Raw genomic sequence first — 18,714 nt, 5'->3', positions numbered from 1 at the left:
GCGGGGCCGGGCGCCCGTTCCGTTCCCCGCGCGGACCGGCGCCCGGATCCATGGCGTGTCAACCAAAGGTTGACAGTCCACGACTGTCAACCTACGGTTGACACATGGTTGATCCAGTGCGCATGACGAATCCGGTACGGCTCGACGAACTGATCGAAGCCATCAAGAAAGTCCACTCCGACGCCCTCGAACAGCTCTCGGGCGCGGTCATCGCCGCCGATCACCTCGGCGACGTGGCCGACCATCTGATCGGCCACTTCGTCGATCAGGCACGCCGCTCGGGTGCCTCCTGGACCGATATCGGGAAGAGCATGGGCGTCACCCGGCAGGCCGCACAGAAGCGCTTCGTCGCCAAGGACCCCGGCGAACCGTCGGACCTCGACCCCAGTCAGGGGTTCAGCCGGTTCACCCCGAGGGCGCGGAACGCGGTGGCGGCGGCCCACAACGAGGCTCGTGCCGCGAACAACGACGAAGTACGTCCGCAGCACCTGGTCCTGGGGCTGCTCAGCGAGCCGGACGGGCTCGCCGCCGCGTTCATCAAGGCCCAGGGCGTCTCGCTGGAGTCCGTCCGGCAGGCCGCGACCGCGGCGCTGCCGCCCGCGGCCGACGAGACCCCGGAGCTCGTCCCGTACGACGCCGGGGCACGCAAGGTGCTGGAACTGACGTTCCGGGAGGCCCTGCGGATGGGGCACAACTACGTCGGCACGGAGCACATCCTGCTCGCCCTGCTGGAGCACGAGGACGGCGCGGGCGTACTGACCGGACTCGGTATCGACAAGGAGGCCGCGGAGACCGGCATCGCCGAGGCCGTCACGCTCGCCGCCGCACACAACAAGGCCTGAACCGCCCCGTCCCGGTGTTCCCGGCGCGCCGTGCGCACGGCGCGGCGGGAACACGGTTCGCCGGCGGCGTTCGAGCGGGGTGCCGCCCTAGAGTGGAAGGGAGCAGGGAGGTGCCTCATGCGGAAGGTTGCCGACTGCCGGGAGTACCCGAGCGAGACGAAATGCACCCTCGCCCTCGCCGGTGAGCCGGAAGAAGTGGTCCGTGCCACCACCGAGCTGGCGCTGTCGGTCCACGGCCATGCGGATGACCGGGAACTGCGGGAGGAGACCGGGGCCGGGCTGCGGGACGAACCCGTCCGGCTCGCCTGAGCACCGCCCCGGAGGGCGGACGGGGTCCGCCGGCCGCGGAGCGGCCGTGCGGCGTGACGGATCCGGCGGCGTTCCCAAGTCGACGTGATCGCTAATCTGTTCCCCCCGCCACAGGGGCGGGCGGAACAGGGGTGGGATATGCGCAAAAAAATCGCCACGCTCGCAGCGATGGGTGCGGTGGCCACCGCGCTGGTGGTGGCACCGGCCGCACATGCTGAGGGCAAGGGCGACATCCGCGTCACCAAGACCGTCGTCAACGGCGGCGCCAACGTGATCGTCGGGGTCAAGAACGTCAAGAAGTTCACGATCGTCATGACGGTCAAGGACAACTCGGGGGTGAAGCAGGTCACCCACGTCTCCGCCTTCAACCGGGCCAACGGGCACGGACCGGTGGACTACCTCGGCTCGTCGTGCAAGAAGACCGGCACGACCACGTCCGTCTGCACCGCGACCATGCAGATCGATCCGGCGTGGATCGACCCCTACGGAAGCGGCAACGAGGGGTGGGACGCCAATGCGATCGCGGGGTACTGGCAGGTCAACGCCACGGTCAAGGCCAATGACGGGGACTACTGGATCTCCGACGACATCGCCTCTTTCAAGGTGAAGCGCGCCGCGACCCTGACGACCGACGCCGCGCCGGAGCCGGTCAAGAAGGGCGGCACGCTGACCGTGACCGGAAAGCTGTCGCGGGCCAACTGGACAAACCTCGAGTACCACGCGTTCACCAAGCAGGTGGTGAAGCTGCAGTACAAGAAGCCCGGCGGCGCGTACAGCACCGTGAAGACGGCGACCACGGACAGCAAGGGCCACCTGCGGGCCACCGTGAAGGCCTCCGCCACGGGAAGCTGGCGCTGGGCGTTCCTCGGTACGACGACCACCATGAAGGTCGTCTCCACCGGTGACGCGGTCACCGTGAAGTAGCCTCGCGGCGGGCCGGGCGACCGGCCCGCCGACGAGTCACAGCGCCGCGTACACCGCCTCGACCAGCGCCATCTTGCGCGGGTCGTCGGCGATGCCCGCGCCCATCCGGTTCATGACATAGCCCAGGGCGACGCCCGCCTCCGGGTCCGCGAGGCCGCAGGAGCCGCCCGCGCCGTCGTGTCCGAAGGCGCGCGGGTTGGGTCCGTACGAGCCGTGCGGTCCGCTCAGCCACAGGCCGAGGGCGATCTCCGTGTCATGCCCCAGACCGTCACCGAGGACCAGGTCCCGGCAACTGCCCTGGCCCTCCCGGACCCGTTCGGCAGCCGCCTCGGAGAGGATCCGACGGCCGTCGGCGCGGCCGCGCCCGGCGAAGATCCCGTACAGCGCGGCAATCGCACGCGCGGTGCCGTGGCCGTTGGCAGCCGGGATCTCGGCGGCCCGCCACTGCGGGCTGTTGGCGGCGACCGCGCCGGTCGGCGGGTTGAGCAGTGAGGCGACCGCCACCGGCGTCATCTGCGCGAACGCAGCCGCCTGCGCCTCCCTGGAGGACGGGGAGACGACCAGTTCGGCGACGCGTCCCGCCTCCTTCTCCGGGAGGCCGATGGTGAAGTCGATGCCGAGCGGTCCGGTGACCTCGCGCCGCAGGAACTCCCCCGGCAGCAGACCGGTGATCCGGCGGACGACTTCGCCGACCAGGAAACCGTACGAGAACGCGTGGTACCCGGACCGGGTGCCGGGCTCCCACCAGGGTTCGGCCGCCGCCAGCCGGGCAGTGGTCAGGTCCCAGTCGTACAGCTCCTCCAGGGTGTGCGGCTCGCGCGGTCCTGCCACACCCGAGCGGTGCGAGAGGAGATGCCGTACGCGCACGGCCTCCTTGCCTGCCGCGGCGAATTCCGGCCAGTACGCGGCCACCGGGGCATCGAGGTCGAGCAGTCCACGGTCGGCGAGGATGTGGGCGCAGAGCGCGGTCGGTCCCTTGGACGTGGACCAGACGTTGACCAGGGTCTCCCGTTCCCACGGGCGGGTACGGGCCGTGTCGGCCCAGCCGCCCCAGAGGTCGGCGACGGGCTCCCCGTCGACCAGGACGGTGACGGCCGCCCCCAGTTCGTCACGTTCCCGGAAGTTCTCCGCGAACGCGTCGCGCACGCCGGAGAACCGGTCGTCGCAGTGGCCCTGGATCTGCGGCACGTCGGCCTCCTTCGTCCGGAACACGCCTGGTGGATCGGCGTCGACGCCCAACGTACCGACTGGTCGGACCGGGAGGAAGGGGTGTGGGCCCTCGCGCCGGGACGGGTCCACCGGATCAGCGGGCTCCTGCTTCGAGGCGCAGGCTCCAGCGGCCGGGCAGACCGTCGAGGGTGACCGTGGAGAGCGGACGGACATCGACGTTCCAGTACGTCGAGGGCGGCGCGCCCAGCGCGTAGACGAGGGCGGCCCGCAGGACGGCCGGTTCGGCGACGGCGACGATGGAGCCGTCACAGGCCGGGCGGGTGTCCAGCCAGCCGCCTATCCGTGCGATGAAGGCGAGCAGCGGTTCGCCGCCGTGCGGCGCCGAGCGCGGATCGGCGAACCAGGCGTCCACCGCCGCCGGTTCACGGGCCGCCACGTCGGCGAGGGTCCAGCCGCGCCAGCGGCCCATGTCGCAGTCGCGCAGTGCCGGCTGGGCCATCGGGGCGTAGCCGAGTGCTTCGCCGGTGGCGCGGCTGCGCGGGGTCGGTGAGCAGTAGCGCAGCTCGGCCGCGCCCAGCGGCACCAGCACGTGCGCGGCGAGCTGCACTTCGTGCCAGCCGGCCTGGTCGAGCGGCCGGTCGTCGTCGAAACGCTCGGCGAGCAAGGATGAGCCGCGCGCCGCGGCGACGAGCGTGACTCGAACACTCATGGCCGTGATCGTGGAGCCGAACGCCCCTCGGGTCAAGAGGGCAGCTGTTGGACGGCATCCGGGCGGTCGAGCCCGAGGTGCATCCACTTCTCGGGGTCGCCCAGCGGCTTGAATCCGACCTTCTCGTAGACGCCGTGGGCGTCCTCCGTGGCGAGCATGAGCCTGCGGATACCGGTCGGCGCCAGGTGGTCGCGGACCGCGGCGGCGAGCCGGGTGCCGAGGCCGCGCCCGCGGGCCGACGGGGCGACGTACACATCGCACAGCCAGGCGAAGGTGGCGTGGTCGGTCACCACCCGGGCATAGCCGACCTGTTCTCCCGAAGTGGTTTCGTAGGCACCGAAGTTGAGCGATCCCTCGATGGCCAGGTCCTGCTTCTCACGGCTGCGGCCGAGGGCCCAGTAGGCGTCGGTGGAGAGCCAGTGGTGAATTCGGACCAGGTCCAGCCTGGCCGGATCGGGCGTGATCTCGTAACGCTCCAGGGGTGTGTCAGTCATGCCCGGAGGATAGGCGGTGCGCGTCGGGGGCGGCGAGAAGTTTGTCGCGGGCCTGACGCAACCGCCGTACCCCCTCGGCGATCTCCCCCGCTCCGGCGACCGCGGCGAAGCTCAGCCGCACCTGGGCCGACGGGGGTTCGGCGCAGTGGTACGGGCGGCCGGGCGCGATCGCGACACCTGCGCGCAGCGCGGCCGAGACCAGCGCCGCCTCGTCGGAGCCGGCTCCGGTGTCCGGCAGCCGCAGCCAGAGACTGCCGCCGCCCGCGGGGATGTGCGGGAGCGTGAGGGCGGGCAGCTCCCGCCGCAGCGCCGTCACCATCGCGGTCCGCCGGTTCTTCAACTCCGTCGGCAGGGACCTCAGATGGTGACCCCAGGCGGGGGAGCCGACCAGTTCAAGAGCGGCTTCCTGCAGCGGGCGGGGCACGAAGAAGCTGTCGACGACCTGGATGGCACGCAGCCGTTCCAGCACCGGGCCGCGGGCGGCCAGGGCACCCACCCGCAGACTCGGCGAGGTGACCTTGGTGAGCGAGCAGACGTGGACGACGACGCCGTCGGGGTCGTCCGCGGCGAGCGGCTCGGGCAGCGGGCCCGCGTCGTCATGGACGAGACGGCGGGCGAAGTCGTCCTCGACGACGAAGGCACCCGCCTCGCGGGCGATCCGGACCACCGCGCGCCGCCGGTCCGGGGCGAGCACCGCACCGGTCGGGTTCTGGAAGAGCGGCTGGCAGACGAAGACCCGCGCACCGGTGGCCCGGAACGCGGCGGCGAGCAGTTCGGGACGCACCCCGTCGGCATCGACCGGGACCGGGACCGGACGCAGCCCGGTGGCGCGGGCGGCCGCCAGCATGCCCGGGTAGGTGGGCGACTCGACGAGGACCGGGGCGCCGGGCGGGGCGAGCGCGCGCAGGGCCGTGGCCAGGGCGCTCTGGCCACCCGCGGTGATCAGCACGTCGGCGGAGGTGAACGACGGTCCGATCTCCCGGGCGAACCAGGCGCGCAGTTCGGTGAGGCCGTCGGTGGGCGGGCGGCCCCAGGCTCCGGGGCGGCGGCCGGCCCGGGCGAGGGCTGCGGCGAGCGCGCGTTCGGGCTGGAGCGAGGAGTGGAGGTAGCCGCCGTTCAGTTCGATGACGCCGGGCGGCGGTGCGGCGAGCGTGACCAGGACGCCCGACGCGTCGACGGTACGGGGCACGGCCTCGGGGCCGCCGTCACCGCTGAGGGAGACCTCCTGCCAGGAGGTGTCGCCGGCCGGAGGCGTGTCGGTGCGGGGCTGCGCCCGGAAGGCGCCGGCGCCCGGGCGGGTGACGACCAGCCCTTCGGCGGCGAGCTGCGCGATGGCCCGGGAGACGGTCACCGGACTCACCCGGAAGCGCTCCACCAGAGCCCGACTGGACGGCAGCTTTCCACCTGGTGAGTAGCGGTTCAGCTCACCACGGAGAGAACGCGCCAAGTCGGCCACACTGCTACGCTCTTGCATGACAGCACAGGATAGCGCTACCCGCCCGGATGCGATAGCGGTTGCTCCCCGGCAGGGCGGCAGCGGCATGCTGCTCGCCGGACTCGGTGTCGTGGCCTTCTCACTGACGTTCCCTTCCACGGTCTGGGGACTGGAGAGCTTCGGGCCGTGGTCCTTCGTGACACTGCGCAGCCTGCTCGCCGCCCTGATCGCGGGCAGCGTGCTGCTGGCGGGCCGGGTCCCGGTGCCCGAGCGCCGTCACTGGAGCGGACTCGCGGTCGTCGCGGGCGGCGTGGTGGTGGGGTTCCCGCTGCTGACCACCCTGGCGTTGCGGACCTCGACCTCCTCGCACGCGGCCGTGGTGGTGGGGCTGCTGCCGCTCACCACCGCGGTGTTCTCGTCGCTGCGGACCGGGTCGCGCCCGCCCCGCGCCTTCTGGCTCGCGGCGCTGGCCGGGGCCACGGTGGTGATCGTCTTCACGGTGCAGCAGAGCGGTGGCGTGCTCTCCGCCGCCGACCTGTACCTGTTCGGCGCCCTGCTGGTGTGCGCGGCGGGCTACACGGAGGGCGGCCGGCTGGCCGGGGTCATGCCGGGCTGGCAGGTGATCGGCTGGGCGCTGATCCTCGCTCTTCCGCCGATGGTGGCGGCCGCGGCGGTCGCGTTGCCGTTCGAGCCGGTGCGGCTGAGCGCGCACGGGGTCATCGGGCTGGTCTGGGTGGCGGCGGGGTCGACCTTCGTGGGCCTGTACGTCTGGTACCGCGGCATGGCCGAGATCGGGGTTCCGCGGGCGAGCCAGCTCCAGCTCGCGCAGCCGCTGCTGACGCTGGTGTGGTCGTTCCTGCTGCTCGGCGAGAAGGTCTCGGCGGCCGCGCCGGTGGCGGCGGTGGCCGTGCTGGTCTGCATCGCGGTCACCCAGCGGGCGGGGGGCGCGAGGCCCGGGCCCGCCCGCCCGGTGCCCGGGCGGTTCCGGCCATAGACTTGTCGACATGGACCGTCACCCGTGAGGAGGTCACTCCCGATGGAGGCACACACGGGCGACCGGCTGCTGACGCACGGCAGGACCGTGGGGCAGCACGACCGGGTCGCAGAGATCGTCGAAGTGCTCGGGGACGGGGGCACCCCCCCGTACCGTGTCCGCTCCGAGGACGGGCACGAACACCTGGTTTCGCCGGGCCCCGACACCGTGGTCCAGCACACCGTGGTCCGGAACCTGGGCCCGGAGACCCCGTAGGGCCTCCGGGCGCACGGCACCGTCCCGACCGCGCCACCCCCCGGTGCGCCGTTTCCGCCGGTCCGGTCACCGGATCAGCGGGGAGGGCGCACCCTGCTGCGGTAGTGGTCCGCGACCACGCGCGCCATCGTCCCGGCCCGGTCCGTCACCACGTCCTTGCCCGAGAAGTAGACATGGCCGCGGACCTGGTCGTAGTCGGCGGCGAAGTCGATGTGCCGGGAGAGTTCGGCCGGGTCCTGCCAGGCGGCGGGCTGGGCCGGGTCTCCGGCCTTGTAGAGCGCCTCACCGATGAAGAGGTCCACGCCGGTGCCCCGTACCACCTCGTCCCACCAGGGCAGCAGCTTGGCGTAGTCGGCGGCGGCGAAGCCGATGTTCCAGTAGATCTGCGGGCAGATGTAGTCGATCCAGCCCTTCTTGATCCAGCCGCGGGTGTCGGCGTGCAGGTCGTCGTAGGTCTGGACCCCGGCCTTGGTGTCCGAGCCGAGCGGGTCGGTCGCCACATTGCGCCAGACACCGAACGGGCTGATCCCGAACTGGACGTTCTTCTTGACGGCCTTGATCCGCGTGGCCATCTCGCGGACCAGCCGGTCGGTGTTGTCGCGGCGCCAGGCGGCCTTGTCCGGGAAGCCCGCACCGTACTTCGCGTACGTGGCGTCGTCGTCGAAGACCTGTCCGGCGACCGGGTAGGGGTAGAAGTAGTCGTCCCAGTGGACGGCATCGATGTCATAGCGGCGGACCGCGTCGAGCATCGCGTCCTGGACGAAGCGTCGGACCTCGGGCAGCCCCGGGTTGTAGTAGAGCTTCCCGCCGTACGGCAGGACCCACTCGGGGTGCAGACGCGCGGGGTGGGTGGCCACCAGCTTGGACAGGTCGGTGTGGTTGGCGACCCGGTACGGGTTGAACCACGCGTGCAGTTCCAGACCGCGGCGGTGCGCCTCGCGGACGGCCGTCCCCAGCGGGTCCCAGCCGGGGTCCTGGCCCTGTACACCGGTGAGGTACTGGGCCCATGGCTCGTACGGTGAGGGCCACAGCGCGTCGGCGGTCGGCCGCACCTGGAAGATCACGGCGTTCAGCCGCCGCTCGACCGCCTCGTCGAGATACGCGATCAGCTCCGCCTGCTGCTGCGCCGCCGAGAGGCCGGGAGCGGAGGGCCAGTCGACATTGGCGACGGTGGCGACCCACATGCCCCGCAGCTCGCGCCGCGCGACATGACGGCCGTGTGCGTCCTGCCGGGACGGAACGCCGTGCCGGGCCGGGCCCTGGCGCGGGGCCGCGACGGCGTCGCCCGCCGCAGTGACTCCGGCCACTACCCCGGCGACCACTCCGGCCGCCCCCGCCACAAAGCCTCTTCGGGCCAATTGCCGCATTTTCAAAGCACCTGCCGTCTCTATGTGCTCATCCATCGCCCTGGTGTCGGGCGTCACGCAGAGCATGCCTGCCCCGGCCCGTCATGACCAGCAGTTTGCGGAGTAACGTCGGGGGGTCGATGCGGAAACCGGAATCAGACGGAACCCGCCGAACGAGATCAGGCGAAAGGCACGAGGTGACGGACTCTATGGCCGATATTGCACGCGTCGGAGTGGTCGGCTGCGGCCAGATGGGCGCAGGCATTGCGGAGGTTTGCGCCCGCAGCGGACTCGACGTCATGGTGGCCGAGACCACCGGCGAGGCGCTGGAGATCGGCCGCACCCGGCTCCACAACTCCCTCTCGAAGGCCGCCGAACGCGGCAAGATCACCGAGGAGGAGCGCGACGAGACGCTCGGCCGTCTCAGCTTCACCACCGACCTGGGCGAGTTCGCCGACCGCGATCTCGTCATCGAGGCCGTCGTGGAGAACGAGCAGGTCAAGACCGAGATCTTCCAGGTTCTCGACCAGGTGGTGACGCGGCGTGACGCGATTCTCGCCTCCAACACCTCCTCCATCCCGCTGGTGAAGCTGGCTGTCGCGACCTCCCGCCCGGACCAGGTCATCGGCATCCACTTCTTCAACCCGGCCCCGGTGCAGAAGCTGGTCGAGCTGATCCCCGCGCTGACCACGTCCGACGAGACGGTCCGGCGCGCGGAGGCGCTGGTCCAGGACGTGCTCGACAAGCATCCGATCCGCGCCCAGGACCGCTCCGGCTTCGTCGTCAACGCGCTGCTGATTCCGTACCTGCTCTCCGCGATCCGGATGTTCGAGTCGGGCATCGCCAGCCGCGAGGACATCGACAACGGCATGGAGCTCGGCTGCGCCCACCCGATGGGCCCGCTCAAGCTCGCCGACCTGATCGGCCTGGACACCGTGGCCTCGGTCGCCGACTCGATGTACGCCGAGTACAAGGAGCCGCTGTACGCCGCTCCCCCGCTGCTCCAGCGCATGGTGGACGCGGGCCGGCTCGGCCGGAAGACGGGCTCGGGTTTCTACGCCTACTGACCGTCCTACCGGCGGGCCCGGCGCCCACGCCGCCGGGCCCGCCGGGGCACGTACCCCGAGGTCAGGACCGTGTGCGGCTCGAAGAGCCTCGTCTCCTACTGCCGACCCGACGCCATGCCGGAGCGCTACGGAGCGACGGCGCGGATGCGCGGGCCGAAGCCCTGGGCCTTTCAGCGCTGCCGCAGCCTTCCGTGCTTGTACTGCGAAAACTCCCTCGCACGACGACTGTCCCTTTGTCCCTTTCCCACAACGAGCGGCCGCCCAGCACTGCTGCAAGGCCCACCCTGCGAAGCGCATGGAGGGGCCCTGGTGCCAATGACACCAGGGCCCCGAAGGCACTCCTACACAATCCACCGGCCCTGATACTGCGCCGGTCTCCTAATTCCGCAGACCCGATCAAGCTCTCCCTCGGACCAGGTGGCCATAGGCGGGAGAAAATCTTGACTGCCGTGCCACTCACAGCCGGTTCCGCGCCTTCAACGACAGGGCCTCAGCGCCGTCCGTGTCCGGAGCGGCACCGCAGGAAAGCAGGCCGATGGCCGACGAATATAATCGGCCTCATGTCGAAGCCTGACGCGCTGCTTGTTGACGTTGCCGCCCTGGTGGAGTCCGGGCGCAGCAATCAGATGCCTCTGACCGTGGTCGCCGGTGGTGCTGTTATCACGGGCCGGCTGGCTCCCGAAGCCGTCTGGAGGCAGCGGGTGTCGGAGGTCCTTGCGGACTCGGCCCGCCTGAGCGACTTTTCCTCCATGTTCACCACCGCTGCCTCTGAGGAAGGGCCGCCCACGCATCTGCACTTCCACGTGGCGCGGATTCTTCAGGGCACGGTGGGGATCCCGGAGACAGGTGGGATGTACCGGGTCGCGATCGAGGACGTCAGTGCCTGGACGATGGGCGACTTCAGCTACTCCGACCACTGACCCACGTCTCGCCGGGACACCTCGATACGCGGTGAGGGCCCGGCCGGAGTGCGTCGGCCAGACCCTCACCACTGCTTACCGGCGGCTCGCGCCTGCCCCTCGGTCAGGCAGCCACAGGGGCGCCGAGCATCGCGGAAGCCTGCTGCAACGGGTTGAGAACCCGAGTGGGTGCGGGGGCCGGGGCTAGGTCGCGGCAGGTGAAGCCGAGCTGGGTCAGGCCCGCAGGACTTCTCCTGCGCTGAAGTCTCGGCGGTCCTGGCGTGTGATGACCTGTCCGACCTGTTTGACGGGGTAGGTGCGTCGGCCGATGATCACGGACTCGCCGGATGCCTGCTCGGGCTTGATGCCCTTCATCGATTCCAGGACGCCGCTCCTGGTCAGGTCGAACGGGAAGCGGGCGATGACACAGCGCATGATGCCTCACAGGGAGAGGAACGAAGAGGGAGTGGTTCTGCCGCCGATGGGACCGCTCAGCGGGCGAGGGCGAGGACACCCAAGGCACTGCCGTGTTCGTCGACCACAGGCAGGGCATCGACGTCGCTGTAGCGCATCATGTGCCCGGCTTCGACCATGGTGGTCACGGGCGAGGTGAACGGCCCTCGGTCGCCGAGGATGTCCCGCAGCTGGACCCTGTCCGAGTACGCGGAGCCGTCACGAACTGCTGCGAGCTGAGACTGGGTGACCAGTCCGATACACAGGCCGCTGTCGTCGCAGACGAGCAGATGCCCGGTACGGGCACTGGCCATGACGGACAGGGCCACCTCGACGGTCATGTCGTTACAGACCTGCGGCCCGGCGGTCTCCATCACGTCGGCCACCGTCCTGCCTGCGGCTGTGGCATCCGTCGAGCCCGGCTGCGTCTGGACCAGCGTCAAAAGGTGCCTCCTGCATAGATGGGTCAGCTTCCGGATCACGAAGTTCTCAGGCAGCCGCGTCGAAGGAGGACTGATGCGCGGTCACGCGCCGGGCCGCGGAGGCAGGGCTGCGCCGACCGCGTGAGGGCGCGCTGCGCCGGCGCCGCTCGACCACCGGCGCGGTGATCGTCACGGGAATACCGGAGGGGGCCTGGGCGCCGGTGATGCGGCCGAGTGCCTCTTCGCCGGAGCGGACCTGGGTGGTCTGGGGCACGATGCCGGCGGCGGTCATGAGGCGGGTCATGTCTCGGCGCTGGTTGGGGGTGACAAGGGTGACGACGCTGCCGGACTCCCCTGCCCGTGCGGTTCGGCCGCCGCGGTGGAGGTAGTCCTTGTGGTCGGTCGGCGGGTCGACGTTGACGACGAGGTCGAGGTTGTCGACGTGGATGCCGCGGGCGGCGACGTTCGTGGCCACGAGCACGGTGACGTGCCCGGTCTTGAACTGGGTCAGGGTCCGGGTGCGCTGCGACTGCGCCTTCCCGCCGTGCAGTGCGGCGGCCCGGACCCCGCTGGCCAGCAGGTGGTCGGTGAGCTTGTCCACGGCCCGCTTGGTGTCCAGGAACATGATCACCCGGCCGTCGCGGGCTGCGATCTCGGTGGTCGTACGGTTCTTGTCCGCGCCGTGCACGTGGAGCACGTGGTGCTCCATCGTGGTGACCGCGCCGGCGGATGGGTCGACGGAGTGGACGACCGGGTCGGTGAGGTAGCGGCGGACCAAGCGGTCGACGTTACGGTCCAGGGTGGCGGAGAACAGCATTCGCTGGCCGTCAGGGTTGACCTGGTCCAGGAGCGCGGTGACCTGGGGCATGAAGCCCATGTCGGCCATCTGGTCGGCCTCGTCCAGGACGGTGATCGCGACTTGGTCGAGTCGGCAGTCACCGCGATCGATGAGGTCCTTGAGCCGGCCCGGTGTCGCCACGACGACCTCGGCGCCACCCCGCAGCGCGTTGGCCTGCCGGCCGATCGACATGCCGCCGACGACGGTGGCCATGCGCAGCCTCACCGAACGGGCGTAGGGGGCCAGGGCGTCGGTCACCTGCTGGGCCAGCTCACGCGTCGGCACGAGGACCAGGGCCAGCGGCTGTCGGGGCTCGGCACGCTGACCGGCGGTGCGGGCCAGCAGAGCCAGGCCGAAGGCGAGGGTCTTGCCGGAGCCGGTGCGCCCACGTCCCAGGGCGTCGCGACCCGCGAGGGTGTTGGGCAGGGTCGCCCCCTGAATCGGGAACGGAACGCTCACCCCCTGGGCGGTCAGCGCCGCCAGCAGCTGCCCCGGCATGTCGAGGTCGGCGAACGCCTCGACGGCAGGCAGCGCGGGAGTGACCGTGACCGGCAGAGCGAACTCGCCCTGAACCGCGGCTGGCCGCCGCCCATTGCCAGCCGAGCGGCCCGAACCGCCGGAACGGGCCGGGGCAGCGGAACGGGTCGAGGCGGTCGAGTTGAAGCGGCTACCGCCCCGGCCGGAGTCGGCGGCACGGCTGCGGGAAGAGCGATTGTTCGTACGTGTGGGGTTCATTCAGAACCTTCCTTGATACGGCACGTATCAAGGAATTCTCGCAGCGGAAGAACAGCGCGGGGAATCACAAGAACGGGCCGAGCGGAATGCGAAATCAAATGAGACCTGCGATTGGTCCCGGAGCGGGATGCAGGCCATGGAATGAGTGACGCCATATGGGCGAGGAATCCAATTCCACCGATAGGTGGGACTCGGAAGGAGTGGGCAGCGAGAAGGCCCTGCGGGCGGAGGTTCCACCGCAGGTGGCACCACTCACTCCCGGAGAATGCCCGGAGCTGGGGCCCGCACCCCGAAGGATGCGGGCCCCAGCTACGAAGTGCGCGTCAGCGTCAGGCGGGAACGATGTTCTCGGCCGTCGGGCCCTTCTGGCCCGGTGCGATGTCGAAGGTGACTTTCTGGCCTTCGAGCAGCTCACGGAAACCCTGGGCGGCGATGTTCGAGAAGTGGGCGAACACGTCAGCGCCGCCACCGTCCTGCTCGATGAAGCCGAAACCCTTGGCTGCGTTGAACCACTTCACAGTGCCTGACGCCATGTCATATCTCCTTTGGGGGCAGGTCGTCGGAATCCGTAATGCACGGATGCCGCGTCGCCGCGATGATGCCCCGCCCGGAGAAACCGGAAATACAATGAAGCTTCCACTGGTCGAAAATACCCACGCAGAAGCCTGAAGTTTTGGGAACCACAACTGCAACCGAGATCGACAGTAGCATGCCGTAATGGTCCGCGTACGGTGAACAATTCCACTCTCTTCGCTGCGGTAAAAACACTCCCGGCGCGGCGCATTGAACCCTCACGCCGTGGCCATAGATATCGGCCCGCCCCGAGCACAGCGTTGCAGGAAGGAGGCGCACCTTCACAGCGCGGGGATGCCGACCGCTCGGATGCAGGTCGGCCCACCGGCGCGTCGCCCGTCAGAACGAAGGGTCAGAGAAGGCGCACCTGTTCCCCAACAGCCCAGAAGCGCGGCCGATGTTCGTGGGCTGGGGCTATCCGGCCCGGGATGTCGTCACACATCACGGCCTGACCAGCCTGGAGCTCACGGTAGCCCGACGGGCACATCACGAACTGGGCGGTACGCGTCCGGGAAGCTGCCCCTGGCTCTGCAGCCGAAGCCCTCACCGTGTTGAAGCCGCCCCGCAGACGCCGCCCCGACCAGCCGATGGACATCTTGCGCGAAGAAGCAGCGGCACGACAGAGCACCCACGCCGAAGACGAGAGCATCCTTTCGAGCATGACAACCGCAGGGGGAAACGGCCCTTGAGCGCACTTCCGGCAGGCGGGTTCGGCACCTGCCGGTTTCCCACCGGACGCGCAGGGCTTCAGGCCAAGGTCGGCGTGCTGGGCGGCTTGGTGTCTCGGTGGTGTTCGGCGTTGATGCGCTGGGCTTCCTCGAGTTGGTCCTCAAGGATGACGATGCGGCAGGCGGCCTCGATCGGGGTACCGCCGTCGACAAGTTCGCGGGCGCGGGCGGCGATGCGGAGCTGGTAGCGGGAGTAGCGGCGATGCCCGCCCGCAGAGCGCAGGGGGGTGATGAGGCGGGCTTCGCCGATGGCGCGGAGGAACCCTTGTGTGGTGTTGAGCATCTCGGCTGCCCGGCCCATGGTGTAGGCGGGGTAGTCGTCGTCGTCGAGCCGGCCGAACGAGTCGTCTGCTGTCATCTGTACCTTCCTGTGGAACACGCGTTGGAGGGGCCCTGGTGCCATTGGCACCAGGGCCCCGAAGGAACTGCTACACCATCAGCCGGCCTTGATCGGCTACGCCGGCTCTGTGTTGCCGCATACCTGCCGGGAAGAGGTCCGGGGGTTGCGGGGATCGCGGTTGCTTGACCGGAGACCACCTCACTCACGATGTCCTGCGGTACCCGGGCCCAACACTTCCGCCCGGGCGATCCTGATGGCGCTCAACTCCTCCGTTCTTTCCCTCTGACCAAACTACTTCCGTACTACTGGTGGCCTCTCACAGCGCCACTTCGGCAGCCAGCCCCGTCGCCCGTCCTGCATTTGCTCTGGCTTAGAACCCCACTGCCGAACTTCCCGGTACGCGCGCCGCAGCCTGACGCCATTTACCGAGGGACCACTGGTACTGCGGACTGCACTTGCTTCCTGCGGTTCTGCTCACGGCAGCCCCTGACAACTGCGGGCCACCCGGTCCGGTCGCCAGCCCCGTCGCCATCCTGCAAGAACCCTGGCTTCGGAACTCCACCACCGCACCGACCTGCGCACTGCACCTACTGACTACTGCTGCCTGGCAGTTCATCTCTGCCAGGCCCCGCTGTCCTTCTTGGATACGGGAGAAACCATAACCGCCCTGCACTTCAATGTCTACCCCAGTCAGCACAGATTTTCAGATGCTAGCCAGGAAGATTGTCTGCCTGGGCCATGGGCGGAGCACCGGGGGGCATCCCAGCCAAGACCCTTGCACCCGACCCGGGCCGTTACCCGCAGCCACCCTCGTCGGCTGCGCCGCCGACCGGATGGACACGCGCCGCGGCCGGGGCACATCCGGTCGGAGCACGGCCGGCCAAGGCACAAGCCCCGGTCAGACAGGACTCCAGCACGGACGACGGAGATCAGGTTGGGCTGATGGACACGATGAGCCTCGACGTCTCACCTGCCCTTCGGCGACAACCGTCGCCAGCGCTCGGGAGACCGCACGGAACCTCGAAGGTCTTTGTCCCACCGATCGCAGCAGGGGCAGACGACACGGTGGTCCTGGTCGTCTCGAAGCTCGTCACCAATACCCTGCACCACGGCGACGGCACCTGCGCTTTGGACCTGCTCGCCTACCCGCCTGCCGGGACAGCATTACGGGGGCCGTCCACGACAGCAACCCGCGGGCCCCGCGCATGCGTACCCCCGACCTGAACGGCGACACCTGAGGCTTCGGCTGCCCCGTGGTCGACCGGCTCGCCCGCACCACCGCGGTGGCTCACCGTGGCCATGCCCCGAGGGCTGACCCGCTCGCCGGACTTGGCCAGCGTGATGGCGCCGGAGAACAGCTCAGCCATGCTGTCGGCGGTGAGATGTGTCATCGGGCAGGAACTCCCTCGCCCTGGGGCGACGCAGAGGTCGCGCTCGGAGCATCGTGGTGGACGTGGTCGGATGATCTGGCGCTGGCTTCGGCGCGCTGGGTGATGAGGCGAGCGACCTGGGCCGCGCTGTCGCCGCGCCACCGGCACACCGCGTCCAGGGCCGTTTGGGGGACAGGCGTGCCTGGGTCACGCAGGGCAGAGAGTGCTTCGGCGACGTCACCGGCGTCGTGGTACCGGGTCGCGAGGCCGTGGCCGGCCAGGTCGCCGCCGCACAGCCAACGAAAGAGCAGGTCACAGGGCTATACGCAGCGCCGCCCAGTTGTACGCCGAGTACAAGGAGCCGCTGTACGCCGCTCCCCCCGCTGCTCCAGCGCATGGTGGACGCGGGCCGGCTCGGCCGGAAGACGGGATCGGGCTTCTACCCGTACTCGTGACCGGCCGGCCGTCGTGCCGCAGGCGGGGCCGTCCGGGAAAGTTCCGGGCGGCCCCGTGCTGCGTGCGCGGGCGCCTCAGCCCAGCCGTAAGTGGTGGAGCATCAGCAGCCCCGCCACCATGTTGGCGGCCGGCACCTCGCCACGGGCGATCATGTCGGGCACCAGCTTCAGCGGTACCCACTCGCGGCGCGACGACTCGAAGTCGTCCTGCGGATGGCCGGTCCAGCTGGCCTCCTCCGCCCAGTAGAGGTGATGCCGGGCGTCGGTGAGGCCGTTCGACGGCTCCACGGTCAGCAGCGGCCGCAGCGGTCCGGGGCGCCAGCCGGTCTCCTCCTCCATCTCCCGCGCGGCCGCGGCCTCGATGTCCTCGCCGTCCTCGACCACACCGGCGGCGAGCTCCCAGCCCCAGCTGTCCGTGATGAACCGGTGCCGCCACAGCAGCAGCACCTCGTTGGCCTCGTTGACGACGGTCGCTGCGGCGACCGGGCGGAGGCGGACGAGGTAGTGGTCGAGGTGGCGCCCGTCGGGGAGAGCGACATCCGCCAGATTGACCCGGAACCAACGGTTCTCATACACAGTTTGTTCGTTCAGATTCGTCCATTGCACAGTCTTGCCACCTTCCGACACGTAGGTGGCAACATCGCAGCAGGAGCGGCCCCAGAGGGGAATGTTCACAGCGGTACGCGCAACGCCCCGTCGATGAGCTCGGCCGCCCTCCCCGCATCGGCGCAGCCGCTCCCGATCAGATCGTCGCGCACCGCCCGCAACCGGTCCCGCAGCCGCTGCGACTCCATCCCCCGGGCCCGTTCCGCCATCTCCGCCGCCGTGTCGGCCGCCCGGTCCGCCTCCCCCTGCCGCAGCTCGATGTGGGTCAGCATGGCCAGCCGGTGCACCCGGCCGCGGTCATGCGCCGGGGTGCGGACCGCCGCCGCGGCGTGCTCCCTGGCTCCCGGCAGATCACCGAGGCGCAGCAGGGCCTCCGCCACCTGAACATTGACCAGACCCGGCTCCACGTACCCCGTCTCGTCGGGTTCATGGCCGGGGCGGATGCGGTCGGCCTCCGACTCGGCGCGCCGGATGCACTCCAGGGCGCTGTGGCCGTCGCCGAGGTGCGCGTACGCCTTGGCCTGCATCGCGTACAGATCTGCGGCCAGCGCGGGCGTGATGTGCCGTCCCGCGGCCCGCAGCGCCGCCTCCGCGAAGGCGACGGACTGCCGGTACTCGGACAGGAACAGCGACTGGTTGACCAGCAGGGCGATCACATACCCGCCGAGCCCCCGGTCCCCGCTCGCCTTGGCCAGCCGCAGCGCCTGGTGGAAGTAGCGCTGGGCGAGGCCGTGCGCGTCGGAGTCGTAGGCGCAGATGCCCGCGACGGCCACCAGACCACCCGTCGCGCGGTGCAGCTGGCGGCCCGTCGCGTCGCTGTAGCCGCCGCGCAGCAGCGGCGCCGTCTCGGCGTTGAGGAAGCCGACGATGCGGGAGCGGGTGGCGATGCCGCCGGCCCTGCGGTACATCAGTTCGTAGTGGGCGCGCGCGGCGCGCAGCATCGCTATGTCGGCCATGCCGACGCGCGTCGTGCCGGTGCGCGAGACATCCGCGTCCTCCGGCGGGTTCTCCCACTCCCACACGGGCATCACCGCCGTCGTGCCGGTGACGGCGGCTGCGGCGAGGACGTGCGGGCGCTGCTGTTCGTCGGAGCGCCACAGCGCGGTGGCCCGCTCGACGAACCCGGTCAGCGTGGATCCCTGCACGGCCGCGACACCTCCGCCGCCGGTCGCCATGCCGATGTCGTCGAGGGAGACCGGCCGGCGCAGCCGGCCGCCGAGCACCTCGCAGATCAGGTCGGGCGCCTGTCCGCGCGGCCGCTGCCCCTTCAACCAGCGGGCCACGGAGGTGTGTTCGTAGCGCAGCGACAGTCCGCGGGCGCGCCCGGCCTGGTTGACGTGCGCGGCGAGACCTGCCCGGGATACGCCCGCCTCGTCGATCAGGGCTTCGAGCAGGATATTGGGCTCCATTGCCCCTCCTAAGGCGTGTCGCCCCAGTGGAGCACGTTTCACACGGGGTGTGAACGGAATGCCCGAACCACCCCGCTGCGCACGCTGTTGCGCCGGGTTGTGAATCGGTTGAATCAGTCGCCTCGCAAGAGGCGGCCGGGTCGTCTGCTCCCCCTCGTACAGTTGACGACCCGCACCCGCGTCGTTCGCTCTGCCGACCTGCCCGACACTCCGTGGCAGCGCGGACGACGCCGGACCGCACGGCCCACTGCCCACTGATCGGAGGGTGGCTGCGGGGCCGGACCGGACCCGGGTTCCCCCGGGCCGGGCCGGGGCCCGTGTGTGCGGTCCCCCGCCGTTCG

The 18,714-nt window shown here is 70.3% G+C and carries 19 protein-coding genes and 2 pseudogenes; 8 read left to right on the top strand and 13 right to left on the bottom strand.

The window, feature by feature from the left end; all coding sequences use genetic code 11:
* Positions 1 to 104 precede the first annotated feature (104 nt).
* From ACFVXE_RS19445 to ACFVXE_RS19435, 3 genes are all read left to right on the top strand, one after another.
* Positions 105 to 842 (top strand): Clp protease N-terminal domain-containing protein, encoded by a 738-nt coding sequence (locus ACFVXE_RS19445; RefSeq protein ID WP_389672482.1) that lies wholly within the window; start codon positions 105 to 107, stop codon positions 840 to 842.
* A gap of 117 nt (positions 843 to 959) precedes the next feature.
* Positions 960 to 1,151, top strand: a complete 192-nt coding sequence (locus ACFVXE_RS19440; RefSeq protein WP_389672480.1) for a DUF1059 domain-containing protein — start codon at positions 960 to 962, stop codon at positions 1,149 to 1,151.
* A gap of 138 nt (positions 1,152 to 1,289) precedes the next feature.
* On the top strand, positions 1,290 to 2,075 hold the full coding sequence (locus ACFVXE_RS19435; protein WP_389672478.1) for a hypothetical protein: 786 nt from the start codon (positions 1,290 to 1,292) through the stop codon (positions 2,073 to 2,075).
* A 36-nt stretch (positions 2,076 to 2,111) separates the two neighbouring features.
* Here ACFVXE_RS19435 and ACFVXE_RS19430 read toward each other — a convergent pair whose 3' ends face one another.
* The 4 genes from ACFVXE_RS19430 to ACFVXE_RS19415 all read right to left on the bottom strand — a co-directional run bounded on the left by ACFVXE_RS19430 (position 2,112) and on the right by ACFVXE_RS19415 (position 5,922).
* Complete coding sequence (locus ACFVXE_RS19430) at positions 2,112 to 3,263, bottom strand: serine hydrolase domain-containing protein (RefSeq protein ID WP_389672476.1); 1,152 nt, start codon at positions 3,261 to 3,263, stop codon at positions 2,112 to 2,114.
* 115 nt (positions 3,264 to 3,378) lie between these two features.
* A complete protein-coding gene (locus ACFVXE_RS19425) occupies positions 3,379 to 3,954 on the bottom strand; it encodes a histidine phosphatase family protein (protein ID WP_389672474.1) in 576 nt (191 codons plus the stop codon).
* Positions 3,955 to 3,986: 32 nt separating this feature from the next.
* A complete protein-coding gene (locus ACFVXE_RS19420; RefSeq protein ID WP_389672472.1) occupies positions 3,987 to 4,448 on the bottom strand; it encodes a GNAT family N-acetyltransferase in 462 nt (153 codons plus the stop codon).
* Positions 4,441 to 5,922: a PLP-dependent aminotransferase family protein gene (locus ACFVXE_RS19415; protein WP_389672471.1), complete on the bottom strand. Its 1,482-nt coding sequence runs from the start codon at positions 5,920 to 5,922 to the stop codon at positions 4,441 to 4,443. The genes ACFVXE_RS19420 and ACFVXE_RS19415 overlap by 8 nt, the downstream gene beginning before the upstream one ends.
* On the opposite strand from ACFVXE_RS19415, the gene ACFVXE_RS19410 reads away from it, so the two are divergent.
* Positions 5,921 to 6,877: a DMT family transporter gene (locus tag ACFVXE_RS19410; RefSeq protein WP_389672469.1), complete on the top strand. Its 957-nt coding sequence runs from the start codon at positions 5,921 to 5,923 to the stop codon at positions 6,875 to 6,877. The genes ACFVXE_RS19415 and ACFVXE_RS19410 overlap by 2 nt on opposite strands.
* A gap of 42 nt (positions 6,878 to 6,919) precedes the next feature.
* Positions 6,920 to 7,132 carry a DUF1918 domain-containing protein gene (locus tag ACFVXE_RS19405; RefSeq protein ID WP_389672467.1) on the top strand — a complete coding sequence of 71 codons (213 nt, stop codon included), beginning with the start codon at positions 6,920 to 6,922 and terminating at the stop codon, positions 7,130 to 7,132.
* Positions 7,133 to 7,206: 74 nt separating this feature from the next.
* Here ACFVXE_RS19405 and ACFVXE_RS19400 read toward each other — a convergent pair whose 3' ends face one another.
* The gene (locus tag ACFVXE_RS19400) at positions 7,207 to 8,499 is read right to left on the bottom strand and encodes a glycoside hydrolase family 10 protein (RefSeq protein ID WP_389672466.1); all 1,293 of its coding nucleotides are present in this window, start codon (positions 8,497 to 8,499) and stop codon (positions 7,207 to 7,209) included.
* A 188-nt stretch (positions 8,500 to 8,687) separates the two neighbouring features.
* On the opposite strand from ACFVXE_RS19400, the gene ACFVXE_RS19395 reads away from it, so the two are divergent.
* The gene (locus tag ACFVXE_RS19395; RefSeq protein ID WP_389672464.1) at positions 8,688 to 9,545 is read left to right on the top strand and encodes a 3-hydroxybutyryl-CoA dehydrogenase; all 858 of its coding nucleotides are present in this window, start codon (positions 8,688 to 8,690) and stop codon (positions 9,543 to 9,545) included.
* A 560-nt stretch (positions 9,546 to 10,105) separates the two neighbouring features.
* Positions 10,106 to 10,465: a hypothetical protein gene (locus tag ACFVXE_RS19390; RefSeq protein WP_031097528.1), complete on the top strand. Its 360-nt coding sequence runs from the start codon at positions 10,106 to 10,108 to the stop codon at positions 10,463 to 10,465.
* 103 nt (positions 10,466 to 10,568) lie between these two features.
* Here the strand turns inward: ACFVXE_RS19390 and ACFVXE_RS19385 are convergent.
* The 6 genes and pseudogenes from ACFVXE_RS19385 to ACFVXE_RS19360 form a co-directional block, all read right to left on the bottom strand.
* Positions 10,569 to 10,879 (bottom strand): annotated as a pseudogene (locus ACFVXE_RS19385) (SCO5918 family protein).
* A gap of 56 nt (positions 10,880 to 10,935) precedes the next feature.
* Complete coding sequence (locus ACFVXE_RS19380; RefSeq protein WP_389672463.1) at positions 10,936 to 11,340, bottom strand: CBS domain-containing protein; 405 nt, start codon at positions 11,338 to 11,340, stop codon at positions 10,936 to 10,938.
* Between the two features lie 46 nt (positions 11,341 to 11,386).
* Positions 11,387 to 12,892 (bottom strand): DEAD/DEAH box helicase, encoded by a 1,506-nt coding sequence (locus ACFVXE_RS19375; RefSeq protein WP_389672462.1) that lies wholly within the window; start codon positions 12,890 to 12,892, stop codon positions 11,387 to 11,389.
* Between the two features lie 329 nt (positions 12,893 to 13,221).
* Positions 13,222 to 13,425, bottom strand: a complete 204-nt coding sequence (locus ACFVXE_RS19370) for a cold-shock protein (RefSeq protein WP_076967088.1) — start codon at positions 13,423 to 13,425, stop codon at positions 13,222 to 13,224.
* A 787-nt stretch (positions 13,426 to 14,212) separates the two neighbouring features.
* The gene (locus ACFVXE_RS19365) at positions 14,213 to 14,551 is read right to left on the bottom strand and encodes a MerR family transcriptional regulator (RefSeq protein ID WP_389672460.1); all 339 of its coding nucleotides are present in this window, start codon (positions 14,549 to 14,551) and stop codon (positions 14,213 to 14,215) included.
* 1,124 nt (positions 14,552 to 15,675) lie between these two features.
* Positions 15,676 to 15,924 carry a hypothetical protein gene (locus tag ACFVXE_RS19360; protein ID WP_389672459.1) on the bottom strand — a complete coding sequence of 83 codons (249 nt, stop codon included), beginning with the start codon at positions 15,922 to 15,924 and terminating at the stop codon, positions 15,676 to 15,678.
* A 310-nt stretch (positions 15,925 to 16,234) separates the two neighbouring features.
* Here ACFVXE_RS19360 and ACFVXE_RS19355 point away from each other — a divergent pair.
* A pseudogene (locus ACFVXE_RS19355) lies at positions 16,235 to 16,358 on the top strand (3-hydroxyacyl-CoA dehydrogenase family protein); the annotation flags it as partial.
* A gap of 75 nt (positions 16,359 to 16,433) precedes the next feature.
* Here the strand turns inward: ACFVXE_RS19355 and ACFVXE_RS19350 are convergent.
* The gene (locus ACFVXE_RS19350; RefSeq protein WP_389672457.1) at positions 16,434 to 16,964 is read right to left on the bottom strand and encodes an NUDIX hydrolase; all 531 of its coding nucleotides are present in this window, start codon (positions 16,962 to 16,964) and stop codon (positions 16,434 to 16,436) included.
* Positions 16,965 to 17,029: 65 nt separating this feature from the next.
* Complete coding sequence (locus ACFVXE_RS19345; protein ID WP_389672456.1) at positions 17,030 to 18,373, bottom strand: transcriptional regulator; 1,344 nt, start codon at positions 18,371 to 18,373, stop codon at positions 17,030 to 17,032.
* Positions 18,374 to 18,714: the final 341 nt, after the last annotated feature.

It is taken from the genome of Streptomyces sp. NPDC058231, assembly GCF_042882275.1.
GTDB lineage: Bacteria > Actinomycetota > Actinomycetes > Streptomycetales > Streptomycetaceae > Streptomyces.
The sequence above is the reverse complement of the archived record's forward strand: the minus strand, read 5'-3'. Positions and strand labels throughout refer to the sequence as shown.